Source organism: Hungatella sp., from assembly GCF_046966825.1.
This window is the reverse complement of record NZ_JBKVCZ010000004.1, coordinates 43,559-54,919: the sequence shown is the minus strand read 5'-3', so window position 1 is coordinate 54,919 and position 11,361 is coordinate 43,559. Positions and strand designations below refer to the sequence as shown.

The 11,361-nt window shown below is 50.3% G+C and carries 9 protein-coding genes and 1 pseudogene; 3 read left to right on the top strand and 7 right to left on the bottom strand.

Annotation, left to right across the window (positions count from 1 at the left end; all coding sequences use genetic code 11):
• The coding region (locus ACLTD4_RS02425; RefSeq protein ID WP_412331097.1) for a glycoside hydrolase family 2 TIM barrel-domain containing protein at nt 1-2,660 on the bottom strand (2,660 nt) is incomplete at its 3' end.
• A gap of 144 nt (nt 2,661-2,804) precedes the next feature.
• Between ACLTD4_RS02425 and ACLTD4_RS02420 the strand changes: the two genes are divergently transcribed.
• A complete protein-coding gene (locus tag ACLTD4_RS02420) occupies nt 2,805-3,656 on the top strand; it encodes an AraC family transcriptional regulator (RefSeq protein WP_117634034.1) in 852 nt (283 codons plus the stop codon).
• Nucleotides 3,657-3,806: 150 nt separating this feature from the next.
• Here ACLTD4_RS02420 and ACLTD4_RS02415 read toward each other — a convergent pair whose 3' ends face one another.
• The 4 genes from ACLTD4_RS02415 to ACLTD4_RS02400 form a co-directional block, all read right to left on the bottom strand.
• Nucleotides 3,807-4,391 (bottom strand): hypothetical protein, encoded by a 585-nt coding sequence (locus tag ACLTD4_RS02415; RefSeq protein ID WP_412331096.1) that lies wholly within the window; start codon nt 4,389-4,391, stop codon nt 3,807-3,809.
• Nucleotides 4,392-4,414: 23 nt separating this feature from the next.
• Nucleotides 4,415-5,671 (bottom strand): aryl-sulfate sulfotransferase, encoded by a 1,257-nt coding sequence (locus tag ACLTD4_RS02410; protein ID WP_412331095.1) that lies wholly within the window; start codon nt 5,669-5,671, stop codon nt 4,415-4,417.
• Nucleotides 5,672-5,787: 116 nt separating this feature from the next.
• Nucleotides 5,788-6,183, bottom strand: coding sequence for a nucleoside 2-deoxyribosyltransferase (locus ACLTD4_RS02405; protein ID WP_055660844.1), 396 nt, complete (start codon nt 6,181-6,183; stop codon nt 5,788-5,790).
• A 26-nt stretch (nt 6,184-6,209) separates the two neighbouring features.
• Nucleotides 6,210-6,890, bottom strand: a complete 681-nt coding sequence (locus ACLTD4_RS02400) for a Crp/Fnr family transcriptional regulator (RefSeq protein ID WP_117634035.1) — start codon at nt 6,888-6,890, stop codon at nt 6,210-6,212.
• Between the two features lie 234 nt (nt 6,891-7,124).
• Here ACLTD4_RS02400 and ACLTD4_RS02395 point away from each other — a divergent pair, with 234 nt between their 5' ends.
• Nucleotides 7,125-8,528 carry an SLC13 family permease gene (locus tag ACLTD4_RS02395; protein ID WP_412331094.1) on the top strand — a complete coding sequence of 468 codons (1,404 nt, stop codon included), beginning with the start codon at nt 7,125-7,127 and terminating at the stop codon, nt 8,526-8,528.
• 97 nt (nt 8,529-8,625) lie between these two features.
• On the opposite strand, the gene ACLTD4_RS02390 is transcribed toward ACLTD4_RS02395, so the two are convergent.
• The gene (locus ACLTD4_RS02390) at nt 8,626-8,985 is read right to left on the bottom strand and encodes a helix-turn-helix domain-containing protein (protein WP_117634036.1); all 360 of its coding nucleotides are present in this window, start codon (nt 8,983-8,985) and stop codon (nt 8,626-8,628) included.
• Nucleotides 8,986-9,195: 210 nt separating this feature from the next.
• Here ACLTD4_RS02390 and ACLTD4_RS02385 point away from each other — a divergent pair, with 210 nt between their 5' ends.
• Nucleotides 9,196-10,533, top strand: a complete 1,338-nt coding sequence (locus ACLTD4_RS02385) for a DEAD/DEAH box helicase (RefSeq protein ID WP_117634037.1) — start codon at nt 9,196-9,198, stop codon at nt 10,531-10,533.
• 91 nt (nt 10,534-10,624) lie between these two features.
• Here the strand turns inward: ACLTD4_RS02385 and ACLTD4_RS02380 are convergent.
• Nucleotides 10,625-11,332 (bottom strand): annotated as a pseudogene (locus ACLTD4_RS02380) (S8 family peptidase); the annotation flags it as partial.
• Nucleotides 11,333-11,361: the final 29 nt, after the last annotated feature.

The following is an 11,361-nucleotide window of genomic DNA, read 5'->3' as shown; positions in this document are numbered from 1 at the left end:
TCCTCCATGTCCTTCGGCAGGAATAAGCGGAGGCCAAATCTCGGAAGCTCCGGCAGCTCGGTGTCGCGCTTCACGTTTAAGTTCACATCCACTCTTCCGTCTGCTCCGATCAGCCACTCTGCCTCCATATTTAAAATCCTCTGGATAACCGGTGAGAGAATCGCAAGTACCGAATGGATACGCACGCCTTCCGCTGTGACAGAGTAATCCGTCTGATACGCCCTCGAATACGTGATATCGTAATGGGCCTTCTGCCATTTCAGTTTGATGTAGCGGTCATTATCCGTAGGCGCCCGCCATATGTTGTATTCCACAGGCCGTTCCAGGAGGCGGCACTGGTTGACATTCATCTCTTCCAGAACACCGGTCAGTTTATTGTAAACGTGAGCAAAATTCGGTCCGGACACAAAGAGACGGCGGTCGTCTTCTTTTACCGTGAACGGGCTGGACTGATTCCTGTCCGCACACGCCTTGCCGCACCGTTCCAGCATGCGCAGGGCGGTCTGGTTTCTTCCGTCTTCGTTCTTCAGCAGAATTTCATCGAATCCCAGCTCTGTCCCGGCCTCCGTCAGTCTCGTGCTCTCTCTGCGGATATACCGGAGCTTTAAGAAACATTTTCCCGCTTCCGGCACTTGAAAGTCCAGGCGGACGGCGGCTTCCCCGTGAGGCAGAATATCCGGCATTGCAGCCCCTTCCAGAACGCCGTCTGCGATGCACGCTCCATCACACGTCACTTCCCATGCAACAGACGCATACTCCTTTAAATTGGTAAAATCCAGATAGTTACGGATCACGGCTTCCCGTGTCTCCTGACAGAAGGAGACGACTCTCGCCGGACGGTTCACATTTTTCAGTTCCTTAAGGCCTGTATGAGGCGTTCTGTCCGGATAGACCAGTCCATCCATACAGAAATTACTGTCATGAGGATATTCTTTATGGTCTCCGCCATAGAGGTACATCGGGCGTCCCTCCAGGGTTCTGCCCTGGTAAATTCCGTGATCGCACCACTCCCATACAAATCCGCCGCAGAGGCCGTCATACTGCTCGATCACTTCGAAATAATCCTCGAGGTCTCCAGGCCCGTTGCCCATGGCATGGCAGTATTCGCACATGACGAACGGCTTCTTCGGATTCTCCGCAAAATACGTGTGAATGTCCTCCAGAGGCGGATACATCCGGCTGTATAAGTCAATGTTGGAAAAATCGTACGTTTTTTTGCTGTCTCTGTAACGGGCGCTCTCAAAGTGAGTCAGTCTCGTGGAATCAAATGCTTTCGTCCATGCTAAAGCAGCCTCAAAGGTGCAGCCGTAGGCGCATTCATTTCCCATGGACCAGATGAGGACACAGGGGCGGTTCTTATCGCGTTCCACCAGACGTTTTGCACGGTCTACCGTGGCCTCTGTAAATGCAGGGTTATCGGAAATCGCGTGGTTCCAGCGCTCTCTCCAGCCGGCCTCGTGGTCCTCTTCCATGTAAATATCGTTGGTTCCGTGGCTCTCATTATCCGCCTCGTCGATCACATAGAAGCCAAGCTCGTCGCAAAGCTGGTAAAACTGCGGGGCATTAGGGTAATGGCTGGTGCGGATCGCATTGACGTTATGCTGCTTCATCACCTGGAAATCCTTCTTCATCTGATCCAGGCTGATCACAAAGCCGGTGACCGGATCGCTGTCGTGGCGGTTTACACCGCGGAACTTGATTTTCGTTCCATTGACCAGTACGACTCCGTCCTTTACTTCGATCTCCCTGATTCCAAGGCGGTCTGTGATGACCTCCTTGCCGCACTCGTATACCACCGTGTAAAGATAAGGCTGTTCCGCATTCCACAGAACCGGACGCTCTACCGTAAGGGATAATCCAGCTTCTCCCGGTACGCCTTCCGCCGACGCGGCCAGATTTCCTTCCTGATCGTATACCGAGCATTTGACCGGCATCTTCTCATCGAAAAAGGAAAATGTCACATCGATCTGCGCCTGCTGCTCACCAGTTTGCGTTTTCAGGAAGTAATCAAAGATACCCTGTTCCGGCCGCTTTAACAGATAGACATCCCGGAAAATACCGCTCATTCGGAATTTGTCCTGGTCCTCTAAGTAGCTTCCGTCACACCATTTTAAGACGAGAACCGCAAGCTTATTTTCGCCTGCCCGGATATAAGGCGTTACATCAAATTCACTGGTAGAGTGGGACACCTGGCTGTAGCCCACATAGCTTCCGTTCAGCCATACGTAGTAACAGGAATCCACGCCCTCAAAATTCAAAAACGCCTTCGGCGCCGCCTCGTTGGGCTCATAGACAAAATGATGGATATACGCTCCGCAGGGATTTTCCTCAGGAACGTAAGGCGGGTCCATAGGGAACGGGTATCTCGTATTCGTATACTGATGTCCGTCAAAACCGTAATTCTGCCAGCAGCCCGGCACCGGAATCTCTCCGAAGCCCTCTTCCCCGTATCCTTCCTGGTAAAATTCATCCTTTAAATCGTAAATACTGTCAAAATACCGGAAACCCCACATTCCGTTCAACAGCTGAAAGCGTCCGGAATGCTCCCTGTTTTCCACCAGATCGTCAAACCGTTCTTCCGCCGGAATGTAATAGGATCGGTTCGCCACCGTATTCTCATGCAGCACATGCAGATTTTCGTAATGTCTCGGTATTATCATGGATTTTCAATCCTCCTCTTTCATTCTTTCCTTTATTATAAAATAGCGGGCTGAAAAATCCATATCCTTCGTTAGACAAAACATGCACAAAATGATACAATCATAGAATAGAAGGTATCGCAGGCCTGAAAGGAGAATCAAGCCATGTATACGAATACGGGATATCTGGACATATCCGACGCGGAACTGGAAGATAATACGATCCCCCTGCGGATCAACTGCTGCGGAGTCTACCGCCTGCTGACCCGCGTCTCCATGACCACCATCAGGGCCACAGGCCGGCCCGATTACCAGCTTCTCTATATCGCCTCAGGCAAAGCCGAATTTGTCTTAAACGGTCAGGCAGTCACCATTCCCGCCGGGAGCATGGTTTTATACGGGCCGGGAGAATACCAGCAGTATACGTATCTCCTGGAGGACAGGCCGGAGGTCTTCTGGGTCCATTTCACGGGATATGAGGCGGCGGGGCTTCTCTCCAGCACCGGCCTGAGTCTGGAAGGCCGCCGCATTCTGCGCACCGGATGTGTCTCCCGCTACCAGGAGCTCTTTCTCTCCATGATCCGGGAGCTGCAGCTGCCGCGCCCTTTAAGCGGTGATTTCTCCTCGCTGTATTTTAAACAGCTTCTTCTGACCGTACAGCGCCAGATCGCAGAGGGCGGAAAAAATAAACCGCAGATCCAAAAAGATATGGAGCATGCGGTTCAGTTCTTCCATGAAAATTTTTCTGCGGACATCGATATTTCCAATTACGCGGCCAGTCTTCATATGAGTACCTGCTGGTTTATCCGGAGCTTTAAGCAGTACGTGGGCGTACCGCCCTGTAAATATCTGACTTCCATCCGGATCAATAAGGCGAAGGAGCTCTTAGAAAGCACCAACTGCCCGGTCAGCGAGATCGGTTCCATCATCGGCTACGAAAATCCGCTGTATTTCAGCAGAATATTTAAAAAACAGACAGGACTTTCACCGGCTGCTTACCGGAAAGTCCTGCCATAACAGTGCCGCATCAGGGAAAGCTCCCCGTTATAGGGTACGGGGAAGCGGATGCGGCCTCCTCAGTCTTTTCCCTGACATCTTTATGATTTTATGACGCGCCCTGAAGCGCGGCGGAAAATATTTTCAAACACGCTCCCGGGCAAAACAGCTTTAGCACTCAATCGATACTCCGCACGGATACTTGGTATCGTCGATCACAACAAAGACCTCGTACGTTCCCTTCATTCCCGCCTTGTTCACATTGGTCTTCGTCACACGCTCATCGGACTCCAGGAACGTTCCGCAGCACATGGCCTTGTGGGAAACCGCTGTGGTGGAAATATAGTAACGGTGTTTCTCTTCGCCCTGCTCCAGCATGAGCATAACCAGCTGGCCCTTCTCGAATTTCGCATGGAAGGTGAAACGGTCGTCCTCATCCTCGATTCTAGCCTCATAGCGGTCCGGAATCAGTTCGCTGCTTACCGGAGCCGGGATATCTGTGTCAAATTCCTTCGTGATGCCCATTTCGCCCAGCACGGAGCCCTCGCCCAGCTCTAAATTGCCCTGATCCGCGTACAGCTTCATCTTCTCAGCCCTGTAGTAATTGCCCTTGGTATGCAGCTCCAGCATCTTCCTGTCGTCACAGAGCTCCACGGTTGTGGCAAAGAGCGTGCCGCCCATGTTCTGCTCCAGCGCGCCCAGGGACTCAGAAATCTCGCCGTCCTTGTTGTAGGCGCTTCCTCCGGAATGAACCATGTAATGGCCTTCGTTATAGTATTCTACGTTGCAGATATAGGGGGAGAAGAACCTGGCCCGCGGTCTTTTCCGTACTGCCAGATCTGCTCGATCGTCATATCCTTCGTATTAATCCTGTAACGCACGCCTCTGGAATAATTATTCTTCGCCGCGCGGTAGTTCTCCTTTATCTTGGATCCCCAGTGGTGGTTGTCAAAGCACATGACGTCGCCGTCCGGGGTGATCAGGCACGCGTGCTGCTCATACTGCCACTCGAAGTCGGTTCCTACAGGCTTGAAGAAATAGCGGTCCACCCACTCCTGCGGCCATCCTTCCGGATCGGACAGGATCCAGTTAAGCTTTCCGGTCTCAAAATCGATGTTGACGATGGAATCCATATGTCTTCCGGAAAATGTCAGGCTGTGGCTCTTCTCATCGTACCACACCGCGTTGTTGTGGAACCAGTCCTTCTCCGACCAGCTGCCGCTCTTTCCCAGTCCGGGCTCCAGGAAATTCTTATAATCCCAGGTCTTTAAAATATCACCCGTTTCCCTGTCAATCAGCACGCACATATCTTCCACGGTACCCGATGTCAGATCCTCGGTCAGGCAGAGAAGGCTGCCGTCCGGCATCTCAAACGCATCATGGTGAGAGCCGCCAGGCAGACGGTACTCGTGGTAAATCTTGCCGCAGGCACTGGTCTCATACATACCGGACATATAATACGGCATCTGCACGAGACGGTCCGTACCCATGAGAATATGGCCGTTTTTCAGCCGTTTCATATCGAATACGCATTTGATGTTCAGGCACCATCTGATGTCTCCCGCATAGTCAACAGCCACCGCCAGCTCCGCCCCCGACGGAGATAAGAAAATGCAGTCGTCCTGTAAGTATTCCGGCGTCGTATCCATGGATTCAACCGGTGAATTCCCTTCAAATACGTCCGGCACCTCGATCTCCACCGTATGTACTTTTCCACGGTATTCCCGCACCTCCACCCGGTTTACGTATCCGGAATAAAGGCCTACCACCGGCAGGACATGCTCTTTCGCCCTCGGAAATGTATGTGTGATATTGCCTTCCTTTGCTTTTCCGAATACAGTCACTGTAACGGCGGTCTCTTCCTCTGTGTAAAAGGAGATTACCGCGGAAAGCGGATTAATCAGATAGAGATTGTACGATACCAGCGGATTATCAATGGTATACGCTCCGGAACGGAGTTCCTTTAACATTGCTTCCTCCGCTCTGGCCTGTTTTTTAATCATGTGTTCTTCAAATGAGTATACTGCACCTGCCATAAATTTTCTTCTCCTTCTTCCGGCGCCTGCCGGTTTTTCGTTTGACAAAAGTATAACACACGGGGAGAAGGCAGGAAATTAGCCTTGACTATATTCCGGGAATTTTTTCTGTCCTCTTACTGTAACTTTAACACCTCTTCCGCAATTTCCTGCGTATTTCCAATGAACTGGTTTACTTGCGGGAGCCAATAAAATGTTGATGTATTCTTATCACACTTGAAGTACGTATCGTCATGGTGACACAGGTAAATTATTTTGTTCAGCGCGATTGCCATCCCCAGTTCTATATGAGTTCCTCTGCCCTGGGGAGTTAAAATTATCACAACATCCGACTGCCTGATCCCCTCATATTCCTTTTCCCCGACAGACATCAGTATCTCCGCGTCGTTTTCTTTCAACGGGCAGTATAATGTCCAGTCGAAGGTATGCTCCCATCCGGCATTTCTCAGCAGACGTGAAAGGTCACGCACCTGTTCATAGTTTACAAGACTTGAAGCGATGTAGAATTTCATATGACCCTCCCGTTGTATAATTACTGTTATATAAGAGCTTTTAAGCGGTCCTCGTCAATGATGAGGATGCGGCCTTTTTCTTTTTTGATGATGCCGGCTTTTTTCAGGGCGGAGGAGAGTTTGGAGACGGTGACCGGATGCATGCCCAAGTATTTGGCGATCTCGGCGTAGGTGAAGCCGTGGGGAACCGCACGGTACTGGCCCTCGCGGCTGCTGAAGGCGAGAAACCATTTATAGAGGCGCTTTGAGGCGCATTCCTCCTGGGTATCGTGGAATTTGCGGACCAGGGTGACGTAGTTGCAGGTCACAGCCTCCATGATGTAGGAGAGAAAACGGGAGTCTTCTTCCAGCAGAATCTCGAAGGTTCTCTCATCCAGACGGTAGAAGACACAGTCTGTCTTTGTGTCGATGCCGAACGGGATCTTTTCCTGTAAGCAGTCGTCTCCAGACAGCGTACGCTCTTCTCCGCGAATTTTTCTGTAGTGGCGCATCAGGGCCGGAGCAAAGCCAAGGAGATGGTCGTGGGGGAAATAGATGAAGTCTTTTTCTTCTCCGTCCATGGTCAGGGAGGTCAGACTGGCGATGCCTTCCACCAGGTAATAAATATAGGAGTCGGACAGCCTGGGATTACAGATCGATGTCTCCCTCTTTACTTCAATTCTCATACCGTAACGCTCAAAGTATTGTTTTACTCCGTTTTGATCCATTTCACCGAAGTCCTCCCGTCAAATTGTCGCTTTTATATCTGATTACTTCCTAATTATATCTTTTTACAAATATTGGAATAAAAATATAACCAAGACTATATTTTACTCTTTGTTAATATATTATCATATTTTTATGAAATTTAAAACAGCAAAGAAAAACAATAGGGGGTTCACTATGGCACAAACGAAAAAAAGGATTTCTACTCCATTCATCTGGTAATCGGAATTGGTATTATGCTGCTGTTCCGTTACCTTCCGTTCCAGCTTCCCTGCATCACGCCAATCGGCATGGAAATTCTGGGTATTTTCATCGGTACGCTGTATTTATGGACGACTTCCGACCCGATTATCTCCAGTATCCTCTCTATCTTTTTAGTGGGACTTTCCGGATACAGCACCATGAACGAGGTGCTGACCGCAACCTTTGGCAACCCGATTCTCGTTCAGGTTCTCTTTCTGCTGACAGCGATCAACTGTCTCATCGAGAACAACTTAACGGAATACTGCGGACGATTTTTCCTGACCAGGAAGATCTGCCTCGGCCGTCCCTGGGTGCTGGCATTCTTTATCATGCTTGGCTCCATGCTCATGGGCGCGTTTATGGGCGGCTTTACCCCGATCTTCTTATTCTGCCCGATCCTCTATGATATTTTTGAAACAGTAGGCCTCAAGAAACATGACAAGTTCCCGACCATCATGCTGATTCTCGTCACCGTTGCGACCCTGCTGGGCTTCCCCATCCCGCCGTTTATGGGAAATGGCCTCGCCCTCATCAGCAACTACGCTTCCGTCACCGGCAACATGGGAACCGTAATCGAGATCAATAACGCCGGCTACCTGCTTACCGGCCTGATCCATGCGACCGTCTGTATCGTGGTTCTGGTTCTGTTCTGCAAGTTTGTACTGAGACCGGATACCAGCAAGCTGAAAGAATTAAAGATGGAAACGTTAAATAAGAACCCGCTTCCGCCAATGAGCCTGCGCCAGAAATTTATTGCAATTTCTTTCACCGTGTTCATTCTGATCCTTTTAATTCCCAGCGTACTGCCAACGCACCCGGTCGGACGCTTCGTAAAAGCCAATACATACGGCATCGCCGCCTTCTATGTGTTCCTGCTGTGCGCGATCCGAATCTCCAAGAAGCCGCTGATGGATTTCTCCAGCACCATGAAGAGATTTTCCTGGAGTACCTATTTCCTCATCGCTTCCGCGATCCTGCTGGGAAATGCACTGACCAACGAGAGTACAGGCGTGTCCGCATTCTTAAACACAGTACTGATGCCGGTACTTCAGAACGTCCCGGCCTCCGCATTTGCCGTGATTATCATGATTCTTACCGTGATCTTAACGAACGTGTGCAACAGTTTCGTAATCGGCCTCTTAATGCAGCCGGTTATCGCAACCTTCTGCATGGCGACAGGAATGAACTCCGCACCGGTGGTGTCCATGATGATTTTGTTCGTGCTCTCCTCCGCGGCCATAACACCGGCAGCCTCCCCGTTTGCCGCACTGCTTTTCGGCAACAAGGACTGGCTGAAATCCGGAGAAATATACAAATATACAACCATATTTGTGGCGATAGAACTGGCAATTGTGCTGCTGATCAGTATGCCGGTTGCTAATCTGCTGATTCATTAAACATAAAAGGTCTGCAGACTGCCGTTGAAAAAAGAAAAGACTTGAAGCGCTGACTGATACAGCCTTCAAGTCTTTTTTTATCCCTGTTAAGCCCCGCTCACTTCTCCTGCCGTTTTGCATCCAGCCTGGTTTCATAATTGATCATGGTCTCTACCACAGTCAGAATACGGTCCTGAGCCGTGATGGAAAGATCACCTATTTTTTCATCAATATATTTGAATCTCTCCTCCCGCTCTTTCCTGTGTTCGCTGGGTTCAATTCCCAGAAGCCAGTCAGCGGAAACATCCAGCACGCTGATCAGTTTGGTAAAGGTCTGGATACTGGGTTTCTTCCTGTCGCCCTCAAGCGCGACGATAAAGTTATAGGACAGCCCCAGCACCTCCGCCAAAGCCTCCTGCGTATAGTGCAGTTCTTCCCTTCGTTCCTGTACTCTCCCCCCAAATGTAGCTCTCTTCATACAGTATCCTATCCTTTCAGTATCATAAAAATTACTAAAAGTATATCCATTATCCCGCCGCCAAAACAGAGACCACAAGTATCCATACTGTTACTGTCAGTACCATAATTTTATTATTTTTCTAACTATGTCTGGTATTTTTTATAAATCTGTGGTAGCATAAGGCGTTCACCATTAACAACCATAGAAGAAAAGGAAAACTACAAATACATGACTTTTAAAGACTTACAACTATCTCCGCTGCTGTTAAAGGCACTGGAAGAAAAGGGTTATATCACACCATCTCCCATTCAGCAGCAGGCAATTCCCTATGCGCTGGCCGGACGGGATGTATTGGGCTGCGCCCAGACAGGTACCGGAAAGACGGCCGCATTTGCCTTACCGATTATACAAAACCTGATGAAACCATCGGATAAAAAACATTCCAAAAAAGTGATCCGCTCCCTGATTCTCACACCGACCAGGGAGCTGGCCCTGCAGATTGCGGAAAATTTAAATGAATACGGTTCCCATACCCAGGTGAGGAGCGCCGTTATCTTCGGCGGAGTCTCCGCAAATCCCCAGATCAAAGAGCTGCGGCGCGGTATCGATATCCTGGTTGCCACCCCCGGGCGGTTAAATGATTTAATCGGTCAGGGAGAGATAAGCCTGTCTCATGTGGAAATCTTCGTTTTGGATGAGGCGGACCGTATGCTGGACATGGGCTTTATCCATGATGTAAAGAAGATCCTCACACTGCTTCCTGCTAAAAAACAGACGCTGTTCTTTTCGGCAACCATGCCCGCCGAGATTCAGGCGCTGACCGAAAAACTATTAAAAAATCCAGCCCGGGTGGAGGTGACTCCGGTCTCATCCACCGTGGATATCATAGACGGCTCTCTCTACTATGTGGATAAAGAGAATAAGCGCGCTCTGTTAGTCCACCTGCTGAAGCGCGAAGCCATCACCTCTACCCTGGTCTTTACCCGCACCAAGCACGGCGCCGACCGGGTAGCCAAATTTCTGACGAAAAACAAAGTAAACGCCGCCGCAATTCACGGTGACAAATCCCAGGGCGCGCGTCAGAAAGCGCTCAATCAGTTTAAATCCGGGGAAATCCAGGTGCTGGTAGCCACTGACATCGCAGCCAGAGGCATTGACATCGAGGAGCTTTCCTGTGTGATCAACTATGATCTGCCAAACGTTCCAGAAACCTATGTCCATCGAATCGGAAGGACCGGACGGGCCGGTCTCGGAGGACGGGCCATCTCCTTCAGCGATATCGAAGAAAAAGAATATGTGAAGGATATCGAAAAGCTCATTGGGAAGACGATTCCGGTCGTAGAAGACCACCCGTTCCCCCTGTCCGTATTCATCGTACCTCCGAAGGAGACAAAACCGCGGCCGTTAAAGAACGCGCGTAAAAATGACGGGAAACGCCCGGCCAAGCCATCGGCTAAACCATCGGCCAAACCAACGGCTAAGCCATCAGCTAAACCATCGGCTAAGCCACAGCAGCGCGCCTTTCAAAAGCCGTCAGCCGGCCGCAAAACAGCCAAAGTCAAATAAGGTTCACATCTGTCTTACTCAGAATCAAACAGCAGAAGATCGGACGGAAGGTATACGCCTTCCGTCCGATCTTCTCTGTTAAAGCCTGTTCTTATTCGATCAGCCGTTCCACATCAAGCATTCCCCAGCCCTGCTGGTTCATGGGCAGCCCCAAATCCACCGCCCGCTCTCTCAGCCTGAGCTTTACATCCCGGTTGCTCATATAGGGATATTTCTGCAGTAAAAGCGCAATCGCCCCTGAGACCAGGGGCGTGGACATGGACGTTCCGCTTTTTGACTGGTAGCCCCCTGTTTCCGGGGCGCAGCTGATGATTCCGGCTCCGGGAGCGATGATTTCCGGCTTACAGATGCAGGCCCCGGTAGGCCCTCTGCCGGAATAGTCGATCATACGGTTTCCCATCACATTCACTTCTTTATAGTCATCGGAGCATCCCACCGTAATCACCTTCCGGCTGATGCCCGGCGTAGTTATGGTGTTCTTTCCGGGGCCCATGTTGCCGGCAGCCACACAGACCACCAGACCGTCGTCCCAGGCGGCATTGACGCCGCGCACCAAGACGGAGTTTTCAGTCATGCCTTTCTTACTGAAAGAACCGACCGATATATTTACAATCCGGATTCCCAGCCGTTCCCGGTTCTCCCGGATCCATTTGATACCGGCCAGAACATCGGAGGCATATCCGTTTCCTTTCTGGTCCAGCACCTTGACCATAATTATATGGCACTCCGGCGCTACCCCCTGATACCTTCCATCGGAAGAATTTCCGCTTCCGCCAATGATTCCTGAAATATGCGTTCCTGCCTGTGTCAAGTAAATTCCAAAAAATA